General features: G+C 72.7%; 18 protein-coding genes and 1 pseudogene. 5 read left to right on the top strand and 14 right to left on the bottom strand.

The features are described from left to right. From C1708_RS01530 to C1708_RS01500, 7 genes are all read right to left on the bottom strand, one after another. Positions 1-1245: an MFS transporter gene (locus C1708_RS01530; protein WP_106410923.1), complete on the bottom strand. Its 1245-nt coding sequence runs from the start codon at positions 1243-1245 to the stop codon at positions 1-3. Positions 1246-1501: 256 nt separating this feature from the next. Beyond that, the gene (locus C1708_RS01525; protein WP_106410922.1) at positions 1502-2344 is read right to left on the bottom strand and encodes a class II fructose-bisphosphate aldolase; all 843 of its coding nucleotides are present in this window, start codon (positions 2342-2344) and stop codon (positions 1502-1504) included. Continuing rightward, positions 2325-3260, bottom strand: coding sequence for a 1-phosphofructokinase family hexose kinase (locus C1708_RS01520; RefSeq protein WP_106410921.1), 936 nt, complete (start codon positions 3258-3260; stop codon positions 2325-2327). Before C1708_RS01520 ends, C1708_RS01525 begins: the two co-directional genes overlap by 20 nt. A 39-nt stretch (positions 3261-3299) precedes the next feature. Continuing rightward, entirely contained in the window at positions 3300-4250 is a 951-nt protein-coding gene (locus tag C1708_RS01515; RefSeq protein ID WP_106410920.1) for an SIS domain-containing protein, read from the bottom strand. A 53-nt stretch (positions 4251-4303) separates the two neighbouring features. Then, positions 4304-5212 carry a carbohydrate ABC transporter permease gene (locus C1708_RS01510; RefSeq protein ID WP_198602372.1) on the bottom strand — a complete coding sequence of 303 codons (909 nt, stop codon included), beginning with the start codon at positions 5210-5212 and terminating at the stop codon, positions 4304-4306. Beyond that, a complete protein-coding gene (locus C1708_RS01505) occupies positions 5212-6147 on the bottom strand; it encodes a carbohydrate ABC transporter permease (protein ID WP_106410919.1) in 936 nt (311 codons plus the stop codon). Before C1708_RS01505 ends, C1708_RS01510 begins: the two co-directional genes overlap by 1 nt. A 33-nt stretch (positions 6148-6180) precedes the next feature. Continuing rightward, positions 6181-7449: an extracellular solute-binding protein gene (locus C1708_RS01500; RefSeq protein WP_502696046.1), complete on the bottom strand. Its 1269-nt coding sequence runs from the start codon at positions 7447-7449 to the stop codon at positions 6181-6183. Positions 7450-7739: 290 nt separating this feature from the next. Between C1708_RS01500 and C1708_RS01495 the strand changes: the two genes are divergently transcribed. Then, positions 7740-8552 carry a DeoR/GlpR family DNA-binding transcription regulator gene (locus C1708_RS01495; protein ID WP_106410917.1) on the top strand — a complete coding sequence of 271 codons (813 nt, stop codon included), beginning with the start codon at positions 7740-7742 and terminating at the stop codon, positions 8550-8552. A gap of 9 nt (positions 8553-8561) precedes the next feature. Here the strand turns inward: C1708_RS01495 and C1708_RS01490 are convergent, their stop codons facing one another. The 4 genes from C1708_RS01490 to C1708_RS01475 form a co-directional block, all read right to left on the bottom strand. Continuing rightward, positions 8562-9569 carry a beta-sandwich domain-containing protein gene (locus tag C1708_RS01490; RefSeq protein ID WP_198602371.1) on the bottom strand — a complete coding sequence of 336 codons (1008 nt, stop codon included), beginning with the start codon at positions 9567-9569 and terminating at the stop codon, positions 8562-8564. A gap of 38 nt (positions 9570-9607) precedes the next feature. Continuing rightward, positions 9608-11065, bottom strand: coding sequence for a Gfo/Idh/MocA family protein (locus tag C1708_RS01485; RefSeq protein WP_106410916.1), 1458 nt, complete (start codon positions 11063-11065; stop codon positions 9608-9610). Positions 11066-11393: 328 nt separating this feature from the next. After that, on the bottom strand, positions 11394-11981 hold the full coding sequence (locus C1708_RS01480; protein ID WP_106410915.1) for a dienelactone hydrolase family protein: 588 nt from the start codon (positions 11979-11981) through the stop codon (positions 11394-11396). 459 nt (positions 11982-12440) lie between these two features. After that, positions 12441-13400, bottom strand: a complete 960-nt coding sequence (locus C1708_RS01475; protein ID WP_106410914.1) for an ankyrin repeat domain-containing protein — start codon at positions 13398-13400, stop codon at positions 12441-12443. A gap of 396 nt (positions 13401-13796) precedes the next feature. On the opposite strand from C1708_RS01475, the gene C1708_RS01470 reads away from it, so the two are divergent. From C1708_RS01470 to C1708_RS01460, 3 genes are all read left to right on the top strand, one after another. Further along, positions 13797-16664: an SCO1167/SCO6262 family helicase gene (locus C1708_RS01470; RefSeq protein ID WP_106410913.1), complete on the top strand. Its 2868-nt coding sequence runs from the start codon at positions 13797-13799 to the stop codon at positions 16662-16664. Further along, positions 16661-17986 carry an SWIM zinc finger family protein gene (locus tag C1708_RS01465; RefSeq protein ID WP_106410912.1) on the top strand — a complete coding sequence of 442 codons (1326 nt, stop codon included), beginning with the start codon at positions 16661-16663 and terminating at the stop codon, positions 17984-17986. The genes C1708_RS01470 and C1708_RS01465 overlap by 4 nt, the downstream gene beginning before the upstream one ends. Before the next feature lie 491 nt (positions 17987-18477). Beyond that, positions 18478-18774, top strand: a complete 297-nt coding sequence (locus C1708_RS01460) for a hypothetical protein (RefSeq protein ID WP_106410911.1) — start codon at positions 18478-18480, stop codon at positions 18772-18774. Positions 18775-19194: 420 nt separating this feature from the next. On the opposite strand, the pseudogene C1708_RS01455 reads toward C1708_RS01460, so the two are convergent. Further along, positions 19195-19587 (bottom strand): annotated as a pseudogene (locus C1708_RS01455) (phosphotransferase family protein); the annotation flags it as partial. 33 nt (positions 19588-19620) lie between these two features. Beyond that, positions 19621-20337: a hypothetical protein gene (locus tag C1708_RS01450; protein WP_106410910.1), complete on the bottom strand. Its 717-nt coding sequence runs from the start codon at positions 20335-20337 to the stop codon at positions 19621-19623. 163 nt (positions 20338-20500) lie between these two features. Here C1708_RS01450 and C1708_RS01445 point away from each other — a divergent pair, with 163 nt between their 5' ends. Further along, positions 20501-21232 (top strand): hypothetical protein, encoded by a 732-nt coding sequence (locus C1708_RS01445; protein WP_106410909.1) that lies wholly within the window; start codon positions 20501-20503, stop codon positions 21230-21232. Between the two features lie 538 nt (positions 21233-21770). On the opposite strand, the gene C1708_RS01440 is transcribed toward C1708_RS01445, so the two are convergent. Beyond that, positions 21771-22193 (bottom strand): arsenate reductase ArsC, encoded by a 423-nt coding sequence (locus C1708_RS01440; RefSeq protein ID WP_106410908.1) that lies wholly within the window; start codon positions 22191-22193, stop codon positions 21771-21773. Positions 22194-22283 lie beyond the last annotated feature (90 nt).

Genomic DNA, 22283 nt, shown 5'->3' with positions numbered 1-22283 from the left:
TCACGCGGACGGATCCTTGCCGCAGGCGGCAGCGGGCGCCTCCCGCCCCGGAGCCCGTTCGGCGCCCCCGCCCGTGGAGGCGAGCACGACCTTGGACGCGCGGCTGTCCCGGTCCAGGTAGCCGCCCGTCGCGGCGAGGGCGAGACCGATGACCGCCAGGGCGGCGCCGACCAGCGTGGGCGAGGACCAGCCCCAGCCCGCCGCGATGACCAGGCCGCCCAGCCAGGCCCCGCCCGCGTTCGCGAGGTTGAAGGCGGAGTGGTTGGACGCGGCCGCCATCGTCGGAGCGTCCTGCGCCTTGGTCATCAGCAGCATCTGCACCGGCGTGGTGATCAGCGAGCTCAGACCGCCCGTGATCGTGATGACGACGAGCGCCGGCACCAGGTGCCCGATGACGAAGTGCAGCGTCACCAGCGCCGCCGCGAGCAGCGCGAACCCGCCGTACAGGGTGGGGCGCAGCGCCCGGTCGGTGAGCGGTCCCGCGACGAGCGTGCCGAGCGTCATGCCGACGCCGAACAGCGCGAGGACCACAGTCGTGGACGAGTCCGCGATCCCGGTGAGGTTGGTCAGCATCGGCACGAGGTAGCTGTACATGGCGAAGAAGCCGCCGAACCCGACGACCGCCGTGACCAGCCCGAGCAGCACCTGCTTGTTCTTCATCGCGCGCAGTTCGTGCACGACTCCCGCCTGCTCGCCCCGCGGCTGGTGCGGGACGAGCCGCACCAGCGCCGCGAGGGCGAGGACGCCGATGACGGCCACCGCCGCGTACGCGAACCGCCAGCCGAACTGCTGCCCGAGTGCCGTCCCGGCGGGGACGCCGACGATGTTGGCGACCGTGAGACCGAGGAACATCATCGACACCGCACGGGCCGCCCGGTCCGGCGCGACCAGCTTGGAGGCGACGACCGCGCCGACGCCGAACAGCGCCCCGTGGGGCAGTCCCGCCAGGACGCGCGCCGCGAACAGCAGCCCGTAGTTCGGCGCGAGCGCCGAGGCCACGTTCCCGACGACGAACACGCCCGTGAGCATCAGCAGCAGCCGCTTGTGCGGCACCCGCGCGCCGATCGCGGTCAGCAGCGGCGCGCCGATCACCACGCCCAGCGCGTAGGCGGAGACGAGGTTGCCCGCGGCCGGCACGGACACCGCCAGGCCGTCGGCGATCTGGGGGAGGAGACCCATGGTGACGAACTCGGTCGTGCCGATGCCGAACGCGACGACGGCCAGGGCGAACAGGGCCAAGGGCATGCGGAGGGGAACCTTCCGAATAGGAGCCGGGTGAGGGCGCGCACCGCTGGGCACAGCGCCACCGGTCATCGTCCGGTGGCAGCGGTGCCTGGTCGGTAGGGGCGGTCCGGCGCCGGTCCTCGTCGTCCGCGCGTGGTTGCCGCGTGCACCAGCCTGCCAGATCCCCCTACGGGTGGTGGAACCGGGCGGTCACAACGCCGGACCCCCGTGCCTGTCCCACTCCTGCGGCGCGCGGTGCGCGACGACCCGCCGCGGCTCAGTCGGGCTCACCGTGCAGCACCTCCAGCAGACGCGTCACCGCCTCCGCGACGGCGTCCCGCGCCGGACCGAGGTACCGGCGCGGGTCCACGGCCGACGGATGCGCGTCCAGATACGTCCGCGCGGCCCGCGTGAACCGCTTGTTCAGGTGGGTGGAGACGTTGACCTTCGTCATGCCGGCCCGCACCGCCCGCGCCAGCTCCGCGTCCGCCACGCCCGACGAGCCGTGCAGCACCAGAGGCACGCTCACCGCGTCGCGCAGCGCCGAGATGAGGGAGAAGTCCAGCACGGCGTCGCGGGTGGTCATGGCATGCGAGCTGCCCACCGCCACGGCCAGCGCGTCGACCCCCGTGGCGGCGACGAAGTCCCGCGCCTGTGCGGGGTCGGTCCGCACCCCCGGCGCGTGCGCCCCGTCCTTCCCGCCGACCTCTCCCAGTTCCGCCTCCACCCACACGCCCCGGGCGTGGCAGTACTCGGCGACCTCACGGGTCGACCGCAGATTCTCCTTGTAAGGGAGCGTGGAGGCGTCGAACATCACGGACGAGAAGCCGAGCCGTACGGCCTCGTGCACGAGGTCCACGGACTCCGCGTGGTCGAGGTGCACGGCGACGGGGGTCAGCGCGCCGCGCGCGACGGCGAGGGTCGCCAGCCCGATCGGCTCGAGGCCGCCGTGGTAGCGGGCGGTGTTCTCGCTGATCTGCAGGATCACCGGGCGGCCCGCGGCCTCCGCGCCGCCGACGATCGCCTCGGCGTGCTCGAGCTGCACCACGTTGAACGCCCCGACACCGACGCCGGCGCGGGAGGCGGGGCCGACGATGTCGTCAGTGGGGCTGAGGGGCATGGAGATCCTCCACGGTCACGGTGGTACGGAGACGTTCGTAGGCGGCGGCGTCGACCTCGCCGGCCACGGGGCGGACGACGGCGGCGGCCGACAGGGCCACCGCCTCGCGCAGGACGGCCGGCCAGCCCGCGCCGTCGGCGAGCCCCGCCGCGAGCGCGGCGACACAGGCGTCGCCCGCCCCGGTGGGATTGCCGGCCAGCCGCTCGGGCGGCACGGCCCGCCGGCGGCCGTCGGGTGTGACGGCCAGGAGCCCGCCGGGTCCTGAGGACACCACGACGGACCGTGCGCCGAGGGCGCGCAGCCGCTCGGCGCCCGCCCCGGCGTCCTCGGACCCGGTGGCCGCCAGGAGCTCGGCCGCGTTGGGCTTGACGACGTCGGGCCCTGCGCCGAGCGCGTCGAGCAGCGGGGCGCCACTGGTGTCCAGCACGGTCAGCACCCCCCTCCCGGCGGCGGTGCGCACCAGGCGGGCGTACGCGTCCTCGGGCAGCCCCGGGGGCAGACTGCCGCAGAGCGTGACCACCGACGCCTCGCGCACCAGCACCGCGAAGCGCTCGGCGAACGTCCGCCACTCCCGCGGACTCACCTGCGGGCCCTGCTCGTTGAACACGGTGGCGTCCCCGTCGTCACCGGACACGACGGTCACGGTCTGCCGCGAGTCGCCCGCGACGGGGACGAGTTCGTCACGCAGCCCGGGCACCGCGCGCAGGTCCTCGCGCACCAGCGCGCCCGTGGGGCCGCCGACCAGCCCGGTGACGGCGACGTCACGCCCCCGCCCGGCGAGCACCCGGGCCACGTTGACGCCCTTGCCTCCGGCCCGCCGGTGGACGGACCCGACCCGGTGCGAGGTGCGGGGGCGCAGGCTGTCGACGCCGTAGGTGACGTCGAGGGCGACGTTCAGGGTGACGGTGAGGATCACGGTCGCCGGCCCTCCGCCCAGGGGCAGACGCCCGCCGGCTCAGGCACGACCGTCCTGCAGGACGACGGACCGCGTGAGGTTGCGGGGCCGGTCCGGGTCGTACCCGCGTGCCTCCGCGCAGGCCACGGCCAGGCGCTGGGCGCGGACCAGATCGGCGAGCGGGTCCAGGCTTCCGGCCGTGCCGGTGGAGTCCGCGACCAGGGCGCCGCCGACCCGGTCGACGTCGTCGGCCAGCCCCTCCGGAAGCCGGCCGAACGCCCACGCCACGCGCCCGGGGCCGGTGATGCTGATCGGGCCGTGACGGTACTCCATCGCCGGGTACGCCTCCGTCCAGGCGCCTGCAGCCTCCCGCATCTTCAGCGCGGCCTCCAGCGCCAGCCCGCACGTCCAGCCCGTGCCGAGGAACGTGAACTGCTCCGCACCGAGCACGACCCCGTCGAGCGTCACGTCCACGGCCCGCTCGGCGTCCCGGATGGCCGCCTCCAGCGGCAGGACGTCCGGGGGCAGGGCGTCCTCCGACTCCAGATGGGCGCGTAGCAGCGCCAGGTTGGCGGTGGCGAACCGGGTCTGGACGACGGACTCCTCGTCCGCGAAGTCCAGGACGGCGACGGCGTCGGCCGCCCGCATGACCGGGGTGTCCGGGTCGGCGGTGACGGCGCCGGTGGCCACGGTGCCCTTGAGCCGGTGCAGCAGGTCGAGCACCTCGGTGGTGGTGCCGGACCGGGTGATGGCGAGGATCCGGTCGTACCGCCGGCCGGCGGGGAACTCCGAGGCGGCGAAGGCGTCGGTCTCCCCGTGGCCGCCGGTCTCGCGCAGGACCGCGTAGGACTGGGCCATGAACCAGGAGGTGCCGCAGCCGACGACGGCGACGCGCTCGCCCCGCTTCGGCAGGGCCCCGGCCTGGCGCGGCAGGGACGCGGCGGCCTGACGCCACACGGTGGGCTGGGAGGCGATCTCGGCCGAGGTGCGGGACGAACTGATGGCGGACAAGGCGATGTGCTCCTTCAGGAACGGGGGAGGGGGGACACGGCGCGGCCGGCCGGCTACTTCACCGCGCCGGCGGTCAGACCGGACACCACATGGCGTTCGATGAAGGCGAAGAGCACCACGACGGGCACGATCGCGATCACGGACGCGGCGAACAGGTAGTTCCACTGCACGGTGTAGTTGCCGATGAAGCTGTTGATGCCGACGGTCAGGGGCTGGCTCTCCGGGACGGTGGACAGGGTCAGTCCCATGACGAACTCGTTCCACGCGGCGATGAAGGTGAAGATGACCGCGGTGACCACACCGGGCAGGGCCAACGGCAGCGTCACCCGGAGCAGCGCGCCGCCCCGGCCGAGTCCGTCGATCATCGCTGCCTCCTCCAACTGCACGGGTATGGCGGAGAAATAGGCGGTGAGGATCCAGACCGCGAACGCCAGGTTGAACGCGGCGTTGCACAGCACCAGGGTCCACACCGAGTTGAGCATGCCCAGTTGGTGGAACTCGCGGTAGAGGCCCACCAGCAGCGAGGTCGGCTGGAACATCTGGGTGACCAGCACGAGCAGCAGGAACGCCTTGCGCCCGCGGTACCTGACGCGGGCCGTGCAGTACGCGGCCGGAATGGCGACGAGCAGTACCAGCAGCGTGGAGCCGCCGGCCACGAGGAGGGTGACGCGCAGGTTGCTGCCGAGGTTCGACTCCCGCCACACGTCGATGAAGTTGGACCAGGCGAAGTGGTCGGGCAGGTAGCCGGCGTCGCGCAGTTCCGAGGCGGGCCGCAGCGCGGTGATCACCATCTGCAGGTACGGCAGCAGGAACACGGCGGCGATCAGCCAGGCGACGGCGGCGACGACCACCGTGCGGGGCCGCAGCGCGCGCGGGGGACGGACCGGGCGGCGCGTCGTACGCGCCTGTGCGGTCTGGGACGTGGCGTCACCGGCCGCGGCGGGGACCGTCTGCTGGGCCATCACGCCTCCTCCTGGTTCCAGCGGCTGACCTTGAGGAAGGCCGCCACCATCACGACGACCAGGGCGAAGTTGACGACCGACATGGCCGCGGACTCCCCGATGTCGGAGCTCTTGAGCTGGTACATGAACACCGTGGTGGTCGCCGTGTCGCTGTCCGGGCCGCCCCGGGTCATGCCCCAGATCACGGGGAACGAGTTGAAGACGTTGATCAGGTTGATGACCACGCCGACCAGGAACGCCGGCCGCAGCAGCGGCAGCGTGATCCGGCGGTACGTCTGCCACACGCCGGCCCCGTCCACGCGCGCCGCCTCGTACACCTCGCCGGGCACCGTCTGCAGCCCGGCGAGCAGTGTGTACGTGGTGAACGGCAGGGAGACGAAGACCGCGACGAACATCATCCAGGGCCAGGCGGTCGCCGGGTCGCCCAGCCAGTCCCTGGGGGAGTCGATGATGCCGAGGTCGGTCATCACCGTGTTCAGCACGCCGGCGGTCCGGTCGAGCATCCACTTGAAGCCGATGGCGGTCATCAGCACGGACGCCGCCCACGGGGCGATGAGCGCCCACCGGGTCACCCGGCGCCCGGGGAACCGCTGGTCGAACAGCTGGGCCAGTACCAGGGAGATCACCATCGTCAGCGCGACCACGCCGACGGTCCACACGACGGTGGCGGTGATCACGGAGCCGAGGTCCGGCTCGTCGAACAGCTGCCGGTACTTGTCCAGGCCCGCCCAGCCCCGGACGAAGCCGCTGACGCTGATCTTCAGGAACGAGGTGCGGACCATCTCGTAGACCGGCCACAGCACGACGGCCACGATGAGCAGGACGGCGGGGCCGATCCAGGGCAGCGGCCCCAGCCGGCCGAGGCCGGAGCGGCGGGCGCCGCCCCGGCCGGTGCGGGGCGGCCTGCGGCCGCCGGAGGTGACATTGCTGGACACGGGGGTGCCTTCCGTGTGTCGGTGTCCGCCGGACTACTGACCGGCCGCGATCTGTTCGGCCTTCTTCTGCAGCTCGCCGAGCACCTCGGCCGGGTCCTCCTCGACGGCCGTGCCGCCGCTCTTCTTGATCTCCGCGGAGACGGCGTCCCAACTGGTGTCGCCCAGCGGGTAGAAGGACGCCTTCGGCAGCAGCTCGAAGAACGGCTCGAGGTCCTTGTGCTTGCCGCTGGAGGTCATCTCCTGCAGCGTGTCCTCGGTGACGGGCATCAGGTTGTACATCTCGTCGAACTTCAGCGTGTTCTCCTTGGAGTACGCGAAGTCGAGGAACTTCTTGATCTCCTCCCGGTGACCGCGGTCCTTGAACGCCATCACCCAGTCGGCCACGCCGAGCGTGGAGTCGAGAGCGCCGTCCTTGCCGGGGATGGGCGCGACGCCGTAGTCGACGTCGCCGTCCTTGGACATCTGGATCAGTGAGGGGTGGCCGTTGAGCATGCCCACCTTGCCCGCGGCGAAGTCGGCGAACGCCGTCTTGCGGTCGGTGGCGGCCGGGTTGCTGTAGGTCAGGCCGGGCTCGACGAGGTTGGCGCGCAGCCACTGGAACGTCTCGACGTTGGCCTTGCTGTCGAGGGTGTACTTCCCGTCGGCGGCGGTGTAGCCGCCGCCGTTGCCGAGCTCCCAGACGAGGGTCTCGCCCTGCGCCTCCTCGGGGCCGAGCGGCAGCGCGTACGGAATGACGTCCGGGTTCTTCTTCTTGATCGCCTCGGCGGCCGCCCGGAGGTCCGCCCAGCTCTTCGGGGGCTCGGTGAGGCCGGCGTCGGCGAAGAGCTTCTTGTTGTAGAACAGGGCGCGGGCGGAGGAGACGAAGGGGATGCCGTACTGCACGCCGTCCACCTCGCCCGCCTCGGCGAACGTGTCGACCAGGTTGTCGCGGGTGGCGGGGGACAGCACCTCCTCGGCCTTGTGGAGGAGGTCGTCGGCGACCTTGTCGGCGTAGCCGCCGGTCTGCAGGACGTCCGGCACGTTGCCGCTCTGGATCATCGTCTTGACCTGCGCGTCGATGTCGTTCCAGTTGACGACCTGCACATCGACCTTGATGTCCGGGTTGGCGGCCTCGAAGCGCCGCGCCACGTCCTCCCAGTAGACGGTGGAGCTGTTCGACGCCTTGTCGCCGTAATCGGCCGCGACGAGCTTCAGGGTCACGGTTCCGTCCCCGGACTCCCCGGCGCCACCGCCGCCGCACGCGGTCAGGACCAGGGCACCGGCCGCACAGGCCGCCGAGAGGACGAGCATTCTCTTCTTCACTGCCGTCTACCGCCTTGTCTCCACGAGCAATGCGTGAACATGCTCAATCAATGAGCTTTACGAGCAGCAATGAGCATCTGTCGTGTCGGGTAGTATTCAGGCGAACCGCAGGTCAGGTCCATACGCCGTTATCCGACCGTTGCCAAAGAAGGGCGGCCAGGCTGCGCTGATGTGCGCAGAGTGACAACCTTTCGAGCCGAATCACGCACGGTGTTTCCCTGAGGCACCGCCGCCCGGCGTGTCCCTTACCGTGTCCGGAGCGCAGTACCGAGGCCGAGGGAGTCCGACACATGTCCAAGCACGAGCGGTGGAGCAAGCTGCTGGAACTGCTGGCCGGCGAGGGCAGGATCGACGTCGACGACGCGGCCCGCGCACTCGACGTCTCCCCCGCGACCATCCGCCGCGACCTCGACGAGCTCGCCGAGCAGCAGATGCTGGTCCGCACCCGCGGCGGCGCCATCGCGCACGGCGTCTCCTACGAACTGCCCCTGCGCTACAAGTCCTCCCGGCACGCACCCGAGAAGCAGCGCATCGCGACCGCCGTCGCCGGGATGATCGCCGACGGCGACGTGGTGGGCCTCAACGGCGGCACCACCACGACCGAGGTGGCCCGCGCCCTGGCCCTGCGGGCGGGCGGCAACCGCGAGGGACGGGGGCGGCGCGAGCCGGCCGAGACGTCGGCGCCCGCGTACACGGTCGTCACCAACGCCCTCAACATCGCCGGCGAACTCGCGGTCCGCCCCCAGGTGAAGATCGTCGTCACCGGCGGCGTCGCCCGCCCGCAGACGTACGAACTCGTCGGACCGCTCACCGTGGGCGTCCTCAACGAGGTCGTCCTCGATGTCGCGGTCCTCGGAGTCGACGGCGTGGATCCGCAGCTGGGGCTGATGACCCACCAGGAGGACGAGGCCAGCGTCAGCCGGCTGTTCGCCGAACGGGCGCGCCGCGTCATCGTGGTCACCGACTCCTCCAAGATGGGCCGGCGCGCCTTCGCCCGGATCTGCGGACTGGACCGCGTCGACGTGCTGGTGACCGACTCCGGCCTGCCCGCCGAGACCGCCGCCCGCCTCGCCGAGGCGGGCATCAAGGTCCACGCCGTCTGACGCCGGCCCCTACGGGGCGACGGCCATGGCGAAGACGTGGACGTTCCCGTTGGACGGCAGCACCACGAACGCCACCTGCTTCGACGCGTCCAGCGGCACGGAGTGGGCGAAGATCCGGTAGGCGATCCCCGCGTTGCCGTACCCGTCCGGCCGGTTGCGGCCGTCGGCGGACGCCACCAGGGTCGCACCGTGCGCGTCGGCCGGGTCGAACGACCAGTTGGGGAACCCGAACCGGCCGCGGCTGCTGGTGCCGTCGGTGTAGTGGACCGTGGCCGTGCCGGTGGCCGCGCTGCCGACGCCCGACCCGAGGAACACGAGCCTGCTGCCCTGACCGCTCAGGGTGATCGCCTGGCCGGCGGACGAGACGTTGCCCGGGGTGCCCGGTTCCGCCTCGGGCCACGTGAGTTCCGCGCCGAGGGCGCGGACGGTGGCGCCGGGCGTCAGCCCGACGGCGGCCAGCTTCTGCGCGGAGAAGCTGTTGCCCTCCCCGTCGTAGTCGCCGGGCGCCGTGTCACCCTCGTCGGTGACGCCCACGTTGTCGTAGGCGGCGGCGAGATCGGGCAGCGGACTGCCGACGACCTCGGTACGGGTCCCGGTCGCCGAACCGGCCCCGTCCCCACCGCTGTAGGTCGCCGTGGCGGTGAACGTGCGCAGCACGAACCCGGGCCGTTTCTCCGGCACCCGGACACGGAACGCCGCCTCGGCGGACGCGCCCGCGGCGAGCGAGCCGGACACGGCGGCGACGGACGGCTGCACCGCCCAACCGACGGGCCCCGCGAACGCCACCTTCAGCGACCGCATCCGCTGCGGTCCGGCGTTCTTCACGGTCACCGTGACGGTCGAGATCGCCGGACCGTCCAGGTCGACGGGCGAGACGGACACCTCGGTCCGCGCGGCCGGCGCGTCCGCCGGAGGCTCGGCGGCGGTGGCGGCGGGCACCGCGACGAGCGCCAGGGAGGCCGCCACCGCCACGGCTCTCAGCGCTCTGAGGGGACTGACCCGACGGGTCGCCTTCATGCGTCACACTCCTTCGGTCGAGTGGTCCGGAACGCCGCTCACGCGACGGGAGGCATGGCCGACTCACGGGAGTCCAGACCCGTGCGGAGGTTGACCCAGGAACCGCGGGTGAAGTCCGGGTACGCCACCGGACGGCCCCCGGCGGCAAGGGACGTGACGCTCAGCGGCACCGGCGCGCACCAGGCGGCGGAGTCATAGACGTCGATGTCCGGCACCAGGCCGGCCCGCATCACCTGCACGGTGCGCCACTGCAGGATGTAGTCCATGCCGCCGTGCCCGCCGTTGTTCGCGGCGTCGTCGCCGATCGTCCTCCACAGCCAGTGGTCGAACTCCTTGCGGTAGGCGTCGAAGGCGCGCCAGGAGTGCCCGCCGTGGTCCGGCTCGACGTAGATCCGGCCCCCGGTCGCCGACGTGCCCGCATAGTCCTCGAAGATCCCGTGGCTGCCCGCCAGGCTGTTGATCCTGCTGTACGGCCGCGGCGAACTGACGTCGTGCTCCGCCCGGATCACCCGCCCCTTGGCGGTGTCGATCAGACAGGTGACGAGGTCGCCGTTGATGTAGGTCTCCTTCCACGAGGGATGGGACCGGTCGATGAAACGCTCCCGGTAGTCGGCGAGCCCCTTCGGCTCGGTGGCGGTCGCCCGCAGCACGGTCATGCGGTCACCGCGGTTGATGTCCATCGCGGCGGCGATCGGCGCCAGGCCGTGCATCGGGTAGAACGACGCGGTGCTGCGCGTGTGCCACAACCGGCGCCAGGAGTCGGTGTAGTACGTGTCGGAGAACAGCAGTTCGCGCAGATCGTGCAGGTAGCCCCCGTGGCCGTTGGTGACGTCGCCGAACAGTCCGTCGTGCGCCATCTTCAGCATGGCCAGCTCGTTGCGGCCGTAGGAGCAGTTCTCCGCCAGCATCAGATGACGGCGGGTGCGCTCGGAGGTGTCGACGAGGTCCCACAACTCGTCCAGCTCGGTGGCGACGGGCAGCTCGACGATGGCGTGCTTGCCGGCCTCCAAGGCTTCCTTGCCCTGCTGGTGGTGGAACTCCCAGGGCGTGGCGATGTACACGAGGTCGATGTCGTCCCGCTTCAGCATCTGCGCGTAGGCGTCCGCGGAGCCGCCGTGCTCGGCGGGACGGGGCCTGCCCAGGGCGACGAGCCGGTTCGCCACGGACGCGGCACGGTTGGCGCGGATGTCGCAGACAGCGGTCACCCGGCATCCGGGAACGGCCGCCCAGCCCTCCGCCATCCCCGACCCGCGGTTGCCGAGACCGATGATCCCCACGCGGACGGTCCCATGGACGTCGAACGGCACGTCGATCATCGAGCGCTGGCCGCGACGGCGCGGGGGAGTGCGCACCGGCAGCGGCGCGTGTGCACCGACGGCTCCGGCCGCCGGCGCAGCGTGCGCCGTGCCGGCGGCCGCGGCGCCGGCGGCCGCAGCACCGGTGGCCAGGGCGCCGCCCAGGAGCAACCTGCGGGAGACTGCGGGGAGTTCGGGCATGAGTGAACGCTCCTTCGATCCGACGAACCAAGCATCACTGGCGGCAATGACTCTGGCGGGAGCGACGGAGACATGTCAATAGTTGCTCAGAGGGTCGCCACTTCGAGCAGGAACGCGCAAACTGCTCGCGCTCACGCGCTTCGGTGTCAGCCCGGCTGCCGGTGCACCGTCCTGTCGATCCGGATGGGCGAGGGGTGCGAACGGCGAGGTGCGATGCGGGGACGTCGAACAGCCCTTGAGTGCCTCCGGGCGCTCACGGTGGTGAGGGCGATGGCGATGATGATGGCGTGGGTGCGGGTGACGGGCCTCCTGGGAGCACCCCGACCGCTCAGCGCCGGTGCGCGTCCCCGACCGAACCGAGGAACTCGATCGCCCGTTGAGTGAGAAGCCCGGCGGCCCCCGGTTCGTAGGACGTGAGCGAGCGGTCCGCGAACAGATGCCGGTCCCCCGGATACAGGAACAGCTCCGCGTCGCGTGAGCCGGCGACCAGCGCACGGGCGGCGTCGGCGTCCTCGGTGAAGAGCGGATCGTCCTCCATCGCGTGCACCTGCACCGGCACACCGTCCGGCCAGGCCGCACCGAACTCGGACACCGGGAGGCAGGCGTGCACCAGCAGTGCGCCCCGTGCCCCGCCCCGCGTCTGCGCCAGCTGCTGCGCGGCCATCACCCCGAGCGAGAAACCGGCGTAGACGACGTCACGGGGGAGGGCGTCGGCCGCGCGCACCCCACGAGCGGCGACCTCCCCGAACCCGACCTGCTCCACGTGCGCCGTCCCCGCCTCCGGCGAGTCGAAGGTGAGCCCGCCGAACAGATCGGGGACGTGCACGGTGTGTCCGGCCGCACGCAGCTCGTCGGCGAAGGCGACGACGCCGGAGGTCAGCCCCTGCACGTGAGGGAACAGTACGACGTCAGCCATGCCCGAACCCCTCGCCGGCGACCGCTCGCGCGCGCCCCACGGATGATGTGAGGGCTCACGCTAATCGAAATACACCGAACATGGCGGCGGGTCCCGGGAATGACCGAGGACGCCCGAACCGGCGGCGCCACCGGCTCGAGCACGCACTCGGTCCGCTGGGACGCTGCGCGCGCCGTCAACCCTGGCAGCGAGTCCCCTGCCCGGGCCCGACCGCTGCGAACCGATCCGATCATGCATGGCAGCACCCGCCCGAGCCCCGCACGCCCTTCGTAGGTCCGCATCCGGCACCAGCCGCTCCCAGGGGCGGATCGTCCGCCGCGTCGCATCGGAGGACGTGCGCCGGCACTTCTTCAGGGCGACGAGAACCGTCACCCCGGTCAACGCCACCCCTCCGGCCCGGACACGTACCCGTGGCTGCCTCGTCACCCTTCCCCCGGCACCGCCGCACCCGTTCCCGCTTCAGCTCCTCCGGAAGTGGCGACGCGGCAGTTCGACCCACACGTCGGCCGGTCCCACGACGGCACGGCGGTCGGTGAGCCGCAGTCCGGCGTAGGCGCAGGAGTGGGCCACGGCGTGGTGGAGGTACAGGCAGGCGGTCAGCACCTCCTCCGTCGTGTCACCCCGCCGCGGCCCTCCGCCGGGGTGCAGGTCGGACGCCTCGATCACGCCGTCGCGAGCGATGCGGCCCTGGTTTCCGCTCTTCGGATTGGCGTACAGCCCGTAGCACACCGTGCCCTCGGACAACCGACGGAGAACCCCCGTCATGTCCGGCGCGTACCCCCAGGGCTGTGTGACGACGCAGCCGCCGGGAACGGTCGTCACGCCGACGATCCGCAGACTCTCGTCCATGTCGTAGGAGTACGGATCGTCCAGCAGCAGGTCGACGACGTCGCCGGCCGCCGGCGTCGCCTCGAGCCGCCGCACCGCTTCGGCGGCATCGATCCCGGCGACGCAGGCAAGCCCCGTGCCGTCGTAGTGAAAGGTGCCCAGGGCAGCGGTGAGCCGGTGTGCTTCCTCGGCGGCCGCCCGCTCGGCATCGGTCAGGCGCACCCCGTCGGGCACGGGAAACAGGTCGGGCGTGGGCCCGGCAAGGCTGAGCCGCCCCGGCGACCAGCCCGCGAGCGCGGGCCGCCACGGATCGGCCCCGGCGGCAGCCAGCGCCCGGGCGTTCTCCGGCTTGTGGTGCACCACGGCCTCCCACAGCGCCGTCACCCCGTCCTCCAGGGCGTCCACGTCCGCGACCCGCCCGGCCAGCTCCGCGACGACCTCCGGCGACCCGAGCACAGCCGCGCGGTGCAAGGGCCGCCCTCCGCCGCCCCACCTCTCCGGATCCGCCCCGGCGTCCAACCGCCGCCTCACCACGTCGACATCGGTCCAGTCCCACCCCGGACCGGCCCAGCCGTCATTCCTCCCCGACACGCGACCCCCTTCGGACACGGCCCACGATCACGCACCCCACGCTGGCACAGGGGACTGACAACCGGCCGGTGCCCGGTCGTCAGACGCATCCGCCCGCCCCTTTCCCAGTGCCGGGGCACCGGACTCGTCGGAGTCGTATCGGCCGCAGGGAGCGACGGAGCACACGCACCGCCTCCCGCAGCCGTGCCGGCGTTCCTCGTCGACGAGCGAGCAGGACCGACCACACCCCGTCGACGGCCCACACCTCGGTACCGGTCCGCTCGTTCGTCCCGCCGTGTACACCGGGGGTGAGACATTATCGGCGGAGTCGCACACGCATCCGCCACCTCCCGTCGCGCGCGCCGCGCACGGCGGACGGGGCTGAAACCAAGGCATGGGGAGAGAGTGTCGGGACGCATGGAGTGGATGACACCGCGGCAGGCCGCGCCGCTGGCGCGCTGTGCGGCCGTGTTCGAACCGGGGGACCCCGCCCGCACGGGCCGGGTCGCCTTCTGGGACCCGGCCGGCGGCACACCGCCCCAGGCGCCGGGCGGCGCAGCGGGCGAGGCGGACCTCGTGGTCCCGGACGGCGACGGATTCACCGTCCGGACCGTGCCCGTACTGCGCCTGACCCCGGCCCACGCCCTGCCCGCCCTCCTCCACGCCCGCCGCACGGCCACAGCCACGACCACCAGCGACGGCCTCACCGGCGGCGACGGGACCCCACCGCACCGCGCCGCCGTCTTCTGGGGAGCGGTCGCCGCCCTCGCCCTGCACCTGATCGCCCGCGAACGCCTGCTCCCCGGCGTGTCCCCGGCCGGCTACGACACCTGGCGGGCCGGCCCGTTCGACGCCGACGACATCGCCCGCGTCCGGGAACTCGCCGACGCCGCCCCCGGCGAGGCCGTCGCCGTGCCCGGCACCGCCCCGACGGCATCGGTGCGGGCGTTCCTCGACGCCGTCGCCGACACCCTCCCGCGCACTCCCGCCGCCGAACTCGCCACAGGCCGTGCGGCGTTCGCCGCGACCGAACCCCAGCACGTACCGCAACTGCGCGCCTGGGCCGAGGAGATCTCCGCCGGACTCGACTCGGGCGTACGCATGTCCCTGCGCGTCGAACTCACCGACGCCCCCGGCACCCCTGGTGACGCGGAACCGCCCCGCCCCCGCCTGGTGCCCCGCGCCCACAGCCTGGCCGACCCCACCCTGGCCCTGGACGCCGACGAACTGTTCGCCCGCGCCGATCACGCCCTCGGACCGGGCGCCCAGGCCGACATGGTGCTCGCCGTCCGCCGTGCCGCGAGCGTGTGGGAGCCGTTGGGACGGCTGCTGCCCGTACCCACCGCCCTGGACCTGAGCGACGAGGAACTGCGGGACCTGCTGGGCGGGGCCGCGGGACGGCTGGCCGGGCACGGCATCGACGTCACCTGGCCCGAGACGGCCACCGGGGCGCTCACGGCCCGCGCGGTGGCCGGCGCCGATCGGGTGCCGCCCGCCGACCTGCGTTCGTTCTTCGACGGCGACGGCACCGTCGACCTGCGCTGGCGCATCGAACTGGACGGTGAACCCCTCACCGCCGAGGAGGTGGCGGCCGTCGCCGGAGGCGGGGCCGTGGTCCGGCTGCGCGGCCGCTGGATCCTCGTCGACGCCGGCGTCGCCCGCAAGGCCCGCGAACGCCGGCTGCCGCCGCTCACCGCGATCGAGGCGCTCGCCGTCGCCCTGACCGGCCACACCGACATCGGCGGGGAGCGGGCACGGGTGGCGCCCAGCGCGTGGCTGGACGCCCTGCGCCGCGCCCTCGCCGATCCCGACGGCGGCGACGGACCGGTGGCGCAGCCCGCCCGCCTGACCGCCACCCTGCGCGACTACCAGCTGCGCGGCCTGCGCTGGATGGACCGCATGACCTCCCTCGGCCTCGGCGGCTGCCTCGCCGACGACATGGGCCTGGGCAAGACGATCCAGCTGATCTCGCTGCACCTGCTGCGCCAGGAACGCCCCGAGGACCGCGGCCCCACCCTGGTCGTCTGCCCCGCCTCCCTGCTGGGCAACTGGGAACGCGAGGTCGGCCGCTTCGCCCCGGGCACCCCGGTGCGCCGCCACCACGGCCCCGGCCGCACCCTCGACGGCGCCGACGAGGGCTTCGTCCTCACCACGTACGGCACCATGCGCCTGGACGCCGACCGGCTCGGCGCGCACGCCTGGGGCCTGGTCGTCGCCGACGAGGCCCAGCACGTGAAGAACCCCCACTCCTCCACCGCCAAGGCGCTGCGGCTGATCGGCGCCCGAGCCCGCATCGCACTCACCGGCACCCCCGTGGAGAACAACCTCTCCGAACTGTGGGCGGTCCTCGACTGGACCACGCCCGGACTCCTGGGCACCCACGGCAGGTTCCGCAAGCGCTGGATCGCACCCATCGAGGCCGAACGCGTCCTCGCCGCGGACGGGGACGGGGAGCAGCGCACCGCCCGCCTCCTGTCGGAACTGGTACGGCCGTTCCTGCTGCGCCGCCGCAAGACCGACCCGGGCATCGCGCCCGAACTGCCGCCGAAGACCGAGACGGACCGGCCGGTCGCGCTCACCGCCGAGCAGGAAACCCTCTACCGCGAGCAGGTCGAGACGGTGATGGGCGAGATCCGGGCCGGCGCGGGCGGCATCGCCCGCAGCGGCCTGGTGCTGAAGCTGCTCACCGGCCTCAAGCAGATCTGCAACCACCCCGCGCAGTTCCTCAAGGAGGGGGCGGACGCGGCGCTCGCGGGCCGCTCCGGGAAGCTGGAACTGCTCGACGAACTCCTCGCCACCATCACCGCCGAGGGCGGCGCGGCCCTGGTCTTCACCCAGTACGTGACCATGGGCCGCCTGCTCGAGCGCCATCTGCGCGAGCGCGGCACCGCCGCCGCCCTGCTGCACGGCGGCACACCGGTCGCCAAGCGGGAGGAGCTGGTACGACGGTTCCAGGACGGTGAGTTCCCCGTCTTCCTGCTGTCACTGAAGGCGGCCGGCACCGGCCTGAACCTCACCCGCGCCGACCACGTCGTGCACTACGACCGCTGGTGGAACCCGGCCGTCGAGGCCCAGGCCACCGACCGCGCCCACCGCATCGGCCAGACCAGGCCGGTGCAGGTGCACCGGCTGATCGCCGAGGGCACCGTCGAGGACCGCATCGCCGCCCTGCTGGAAGCGAAGAAGGAACTCGCCGACTCCGTCCTCGGCTCCGGCGAGCAGGCGCTGACCGAGCTGACCAACGACGAGCTGGCCAACCTGGTGGAACTGAGGAGCACGGCATGAGCGAGGCACAGGGCAGCGGCGCACGGGGCTTCCCCGCCTTCGCGGCACGCCGGGGCGGCCGCGCCCGCGGCCAGTCCTTCTGGGCCAAGGCGTGGGCCGAGGCCATGGAGGACGTCTGGCCGGAGGAAGGCCCTTTGAAGAAGGGGCGCTCCCTGGCCCGCACCGGCCGCATCGGCCCGATCACGGTCAGTACCGGCCGGGTGGCGGCCGAGGTCCACGGCGGTGAGGAGACGTACCGTACGCAGCTGACGCTGACCGTCCTGGACGACGACGAGTGGGACCTCCTCTGGGAGAAGACCGCCGGCCGGCCCGCCGAGACCGGGGCGCTGCTGGCCGGCGACCTCCCGGAGGACCTGCTGGAGGCCGTCGAGGACGCCCGGGTCCGCATGCTGCCCGGCTACGGCGACCTCGACGCCGACTGCGACTGCGACGCCCTCGACCACCCCTGCCCGCACGCCACCGCACTCGCCTACCAGCTGTCCTGGCTGCTGGACACCGACCCCTGGCTGCTGGTCCTGATCCGCGGCCGCGGCGAGCAGGAGGCGGTGGAGGAACTCAAGTCGGCGGTGCTGCTGAGGGCGTTGGCAGGTGACGACGAGGACGGCGAGCCGGGGGAGACAGGGGAGGGCGGGAGCCGGCCGGAGGCGACAGCCGGCACCCCGGACCCCGACGCGTACGCCGCGCAGCGCGCCGCCTACTCCCGCCCCACCACCGCACTGCCCGCCCTCCCCCCGCTGCCCGAACCACCCACCGCTCCCGAGGAACCGCTGACCGGCATCGAGGCCGACCCGCTGGACCGGCTCGCCGCGGACGCGGCCCTGCACGCCCGCGAACTCCTCGCCCACGTCCACGGGTTCGGCGCCGCACCACCGGAACCGCTCGACCTCTGGCAGGACACGGTGCGCCTGGCCGCCACCCACCCCGACCCACGCGCCGTGCAGCGGCTCCGCGAGGGCTGCGGCCGCCCCGGCGAGGACCTCGACCGCGCCGCGGCCGCGTGGCGCACCGGCGGCCGGGCCGCACTGGAGACCCTGGAACACTCCTGGACCCCGCCCGAACAGCAGGCCGCCCGCGCCCGCACGGCGCTCACCACGGCCTGGGAGGCGGAGGAACTCCCCCCGATCGACGTCGACGGCAACCACTGGACGCTCACCGGCCGCGACCTGCAGCTCCGTCTGGGCCGCGACGGCCGCTGGTACCCCTACCGCCGCCGTGACGACCGATGGTGGCCGGCCGGCCCACCGTCCGCCGGCCCCGCCGAGGCGCTCGCCGACCTGACCGGCCCGGCAGCCGGCGAAAACGCTGGTGACGGCCTGCCCTGAGACGGTCTCGAACTGCCCGCTGGTGGCGGAGTCAGGCAGTCCGGTGAAGAGCGGGCCGTGGACGGCGCCGTCGAGCGGCCGGGACGTCTCGGCGGAGCGGGGAAGAAGGGTGTCCTCGCAGACGGGACGGCCCGGTCCGGCGATGCGGGGCGGGGGAGCGGCGGTCATGACCGGCTTCGTCCGTAGGCACGGCGGATCGGCTGCCGGTCGGCGGGGTCGAGCCGCGGGCGGAATCAATTCCGACAAGGCTGGTGATCCCGGTCAGTGGGCGGTCACGCCGGTCGGTCTCTCCCTCACGCGCGTTCCGGCCGGGAAGCGGTCCGTCTGCGACGAATGCCTGCACTTCAGGCCTCATGCCCGATCGTCGTCTTCGCCGCTGACCCGCACCGCCCGTGAAGTCAGCCCCGGGACGGGACCGGGCGGGAACCAGGTGCCCGCCGTACCGCCGAACCCGTCCGGTGAGTGTGCGATTCGGGGGTACACGGGGGCGCATGGCACCGAAGAGTGAACGTACTCAGATCATGCGGGCCGTGCGGCAGCTCCGCCGCATCCGGTCCTTCTACGCCGCAGCGATGGTGTTGTGGGCCGGCTCGGCCGCGTTGACCGCCTGGCAGGCGTCCGGGGGGCGACAGCTGTGGGTCTGTGTCCTTCTCCTGGCCGTCTTCGCCGCGTTGTTCGTCACGGCGAGCGTTGCTCTACGGCGCCTCGCCGTCCCGCCCGCTGACCGACCGGTGCGCCGTGCCGCCCAGTCCCCGGTCTCGAACACCCGCAGCCACGCCCCTGCCTGAGCGCTGCGACTCCTGGCCGGGGGCCCGGACCCCGAGTCCTGGGACGTGACGTCCGGCGCGGCGGAGCCACCCGTGATGGCTCCGCCGCGCGTCAGCTGCGGGTTCACCCCCATGGGCAGCGAGGTCGTGCTGCGTCCCGAACGGGGATGGCCAGGCGCCGACATGGGCGGAATGACGAGCCGTCCGCCCTGAAGGGCACCAGGCGCTCGCGGGTCACCGTGTGGGCCGGCCCGGCCGGAGGAGCAGCGACTGCTCCGCGGCCGGCTGGAAACCGTCGGCCAGCGTCTGGTCGGCCGCTCCGTGGATGCGGAGCGGCGAACTCGCACAACCCTTCTGTGCTTCGCTGGTGCCGTGACCGCACAGGTTCACCGGGTTGCTGTCGGTGTGGAGTGCTCGACGAAGCGGATGTGCCGGTGTGACTCAGCGGTAGCCGGCCAGGCCGTCCGCGAGTTCTTCCTCGTCGCCGTCGCGGATTGCGCAGAGGGCTTGCTGCAGGGCGAATGTGCCGCGGATCGTCGCGATGCGAGTGAGGAGTCCGTGGTCTGACCAGGTGCCCAGGGCGAGCACCCGGTCCAGGACCTCGGGGCCGTGGCCGGCGCCGATGGCCGCGAGGTCCTCGGCCGGGTCGCCGAGTGTGACGTCGTCCCAGTCGAGTACCCCGGAGAGGTGCGGCAGGCCGTGCGTCCACTCCCACAGGACGTTTCCGGCACCGAGGTCGCCATGGACCACTGCCTGGGTGAGGTGGGGAAGGCTGTCGAGTGCTGTGAGCTCCCGCCCGGAGTTGCTCAACACGGAGCCCTCCCTCCGAAGGCCGGCGCACGTCGTCGCCGACGGTCGTCTCGGCCCTCAGTGACTCACACCGGCGGTTTTCCGCGGGTCGTCCGCCATGATCTGCGCAGCCAGCCGTCGTGCCTGCTCCTCCACCGGGTGGTCGCCGGTCACGATCAACTCGTACTGGTACCGGTCCATACGCTCGCCGGGCCCACCGACTTGGTGGAAGTGGACATCCACCCCCTCGGGACTGGTGAGTTCCTCGGGAAGACCGGGCTCCTCGCGCCGTGGCGAGACGCTCGTGAGGACGCAGCCCCAGCGCTCGAACCAACCGCTGTCCACGAGCCTCTCCTCGAGCAGCCGGGCGACGGTGTCGACCGGCTCCTCCCAACTGCGGTCCGAGGCCGCCCGCGCCAGCTCGGCTTCGTACTGGGCGCTGTCGAAGCGGTGTTCCGGCGGCACCGCTGCGGTGCCGCTGGTGTTCTCCCAGGACTCCCAGAGCACATGATCGCCCTCGCGGCGGATGGTGACGTACAGGGCACCGCAACAGCCGGCTGTGCAGGTCGGCTCGGAGATCATGACCCGCCGGGGTTCTTGTGCGACTGCCAGCGGCCAGCTCTCGGCCGGCCCCCTCCAGTACGCGCAGCTGGGGGCGAGACCTTCCGGGTGCGCTGCCCTCAGGACGTCCACGCCGTCGACCAGAGGACGCACCTCGGCCCAGGGATCCGCCGCCCAGTCGTCCGGAATCCTGTGCTGCAGAGTCAACGTGCTGATCGTCGGATGCGGGGCCACACGCCCATGATCGGTCGCAGGAGCGCAACCGCGCACCCCGTTTTCTCGGCTGTGAACCCCTGCCTGGTCCTCGCACCTCTCCGGTGAGCGGGGAAAGCGCCCCGACGGTCCCGGACCGTGCGACGGCCGCCGCGGGCACGGCAGTCGTGAGATCGTCTCGGGCATGGATGTCCCGCCGTTCAGTGCCGCTGTCGTGAGAGCCGCCTTCAGAGACGTGACGTGGATGCACGTGTCCCGCCCCGCGGTGCGAGCTGCGGCGTCGGTGACGAGCACATTGCTGACGGAGATCATCGACGGCGCGAGGGAAGCGGCGTCGGAGGAGGGCCGGAGGGTGCTCCTTCCCCGGCACCTTGTCTCGGCGATCGACCGGAACGTGGAGGTGGATGTGGCGAACGAATGGTACGCCCACAGCCCGACGTTCCGGCGCCTGAACGGTGCCGTGCACGACGCCGGGGGTGCCGTCGTGCCGTCTCGCAGGGGCGGCAGGTCGGGCGAGCGCAAGCTGAGCGCGGTGGCCGGCGCGCACAGGTTCGAGGCGGGGGTCAGGAAGCTGCTGCGGCGTCAGGAGGTCAGGGCCGTACCGGCGATGGTCCGCGAACTGAACGGCATCGCGAGCGTGTTCCTGATGCGCCTCGTCCGGGACGCGGCCACGGTCGTCCGCGAGGGCGGAGTCCGACGTTTCGGGACGGTCATTCTGACGATGCCGGGCGAACCGGTCCCGCCCCCTTCCTCCGAGGATCCCCTGCGGGTCGCTTCCACCCGCGAGGGGGACGGGCGGACCATCGGCGAGGACGACGTCCTGGCCGCCGTCGCGATGCAGTTGTTCGGCGGCAGCGTCAGGCAGCGAGCCCTCGCCGAAGCGCGCGAGGCGACGCACAGGCGCCCACCCGCCTGACGGGGGACCAGCGGGCCGCTCCGGTGACGAGCCGCGACGGGCTCGTCGGGCCCGGCAGCCTCACCGGTCCTGGGCGGCCCGCAGCAGGCCGGGCTGCAGCGCCCGCCACCGGACTGCGGCCCACCGGGCGCAGCCGTAGCCGGCTCGTCGGAATCCCGAAGGCTCATGTCGGCGCCCCTGTCGGTTCTCCGGGGGATGTGCGGCCCAGTGTCGTCGTGGCTTCGTCGGCACGGCCGAAACCTCTCCGCGTACTGCTGCTGTTGGCTCCAGTGCCCCACGAACCAGGGGCGGTCCGGCAGGGGGAGTCGTGAGACGGCACGCCGCCAGGGGAGAGGCCGGGGAGTGCGGCCGACACCGGGCACGCGTCCCGACGCGGCGGTGTTCGCGCGTCAGCCAAACCCGGGGCGAGCCCTCTGCTTCCCCTGCCGAGGCGCCGGCCCCGTCCCGTCGTCCGCAGCCTCACGCCCCCGAGGCTTCATCGCGGTCCGGCTCCGGATCGGACGTCCGACGGCGTCGAAGTCGGTGATGACGTCGTCGCTCACGCCGTACCCTCCGGCGTCGCCGGGGCGATCTCGGCGATCAGGTCCTCCACGAGGGCCTTGATCTCATCGCGGATGGGGCGGACGGCGTCGACACCCTGTCCGGCCGGGTCGTCGAGCTTCCAGTCGAGGTAGCGCTTGCCGGGGAACACCGGGCAGGTGTCGCCGCACCCCATCGTGATGCAGACGTCCGACTCACGGACCGCGTCGGCGGTGAGCGACTTCGGCGTCCGGGCGGAGATGTCGATGCCGACCTCGGCCATGGCCGCGACGGCGGCCGGGTTGACGCGGTCGCCGGGGTCGGAGCCGGCGGAGCGGACCTCGACGCGGTCACCGGCCAGGTGGGTCAGCCATGCTGCGGCCATCTGGGAGCGGCCTGCGTTGTGGACGCAGACGAACAGGACGGACGGCTTGTCGGCCATGGTGATCGTTCTCTCTCGTCGTAGGACGGATACCGCCCACCGCCGCCGATGACGTCAGCTTCGGCTGATATCAGCGAGCAGTGATGTGAG

Source organism: Streptomyces sp. DH-12 (genome assembly GCF_002899455.1).
Taxonomy (GTDB): domain Bacteria; phylum Actinomycetota; class Actinomycetes; order Streptomycetales; family Streptomycetaceae; genus Streptomyces.
This window is presented reverse-complemented; position numbering and strand designations above follow the sequence as displayed.

Bases quoted from the DNA above. Each gene is read 5' to 3' on its own strand.
- C1708_RS01530 (WP_106410923.1), bottom strand. From the start codon at position 1,245: ATGCCCTTGGCCCTGTTCGCCCTGGCCGTCGTCGCGTTCGGCATCGGC.
- C1708_RS01525 (WP_106410922.1), bottom strand. From the start codon at position 2,344: ATGCCCCTCAGCCCCACTGACGACATCGTCGGCCCCGCCTCCCGCGCC.
- C1708_RS01510 (WP_198602372.1), bottom strand. From the start codon at position 5,212: ATGGCCCAGCAGACGGTCCCCGCCGCGGCCGGTGACGCCACGTCCCAG.
- C1708_RS01495 (WP_106410917.1), top strand. From the start codon at position 7,740: ATGTCCAAGCACGAGCGGTGGAGCAAGCTGCTGGAACTGCTGGCCGGC.
- C1708_RS01490 (WP_198602371.1), bottom strand. From the start codon at position 9,569: ATGAAGGCGACCCGTCGGGTCAGTCCCCTCAGAGCGCTGAGAGCCGTG.
- C1708_RS01485 (WP_106410916.1), bottom strand. From the start codon at position 11,065: ATGCCCGAACTCCCCGCAGTCTCCCGCAGGTTGCTCCTGGGCGGCGCC.
- C1708_RS01480 (WP_106410915.1), bottom strand. From the start codon at position 11,981: ATGGCTGACGTCGTACTGTTCCCTCACGTGCAGGGGCTGACCTCCGGC.
- C1708_RS01470 (WP_106410913.1), top strand. From the start codon at position 13,797: ATGGAGTGGATGACACCGCGGCAGGCCGCGCCGCTGGCGCGCTGTGCG.
- C1708_RS01465 (WP_106410912.1), top strand. From the start codon at position 16,661: ATGAGCGAGGCACAGGGCAGCGGCGCACGGGGCTTCCCCGCCTTCGCG.
- C1708_RS01460 (WP_106410911.1), top strand. From the start codon at position 18,478: ATGGCACCGAAGAGTGAACGTACTCAGATCATGCGGGCCGTGCGGCAG.
- C1708_RS01445 (WP_106410909.1), top strand. From the start codon at position 20,501: ATGGATGTCCCGCCGTTCAGTGCCGCTGTCGTGAGAGCCGCCTTCAGA.
- C1708_RS01440 (WP_106410908.1), bottom strand. From the start codon at position 22,193: ATGGCCGACAAGCCGTCCGTCCTGTTCGTCTGCGTCCACAACGCAGGC.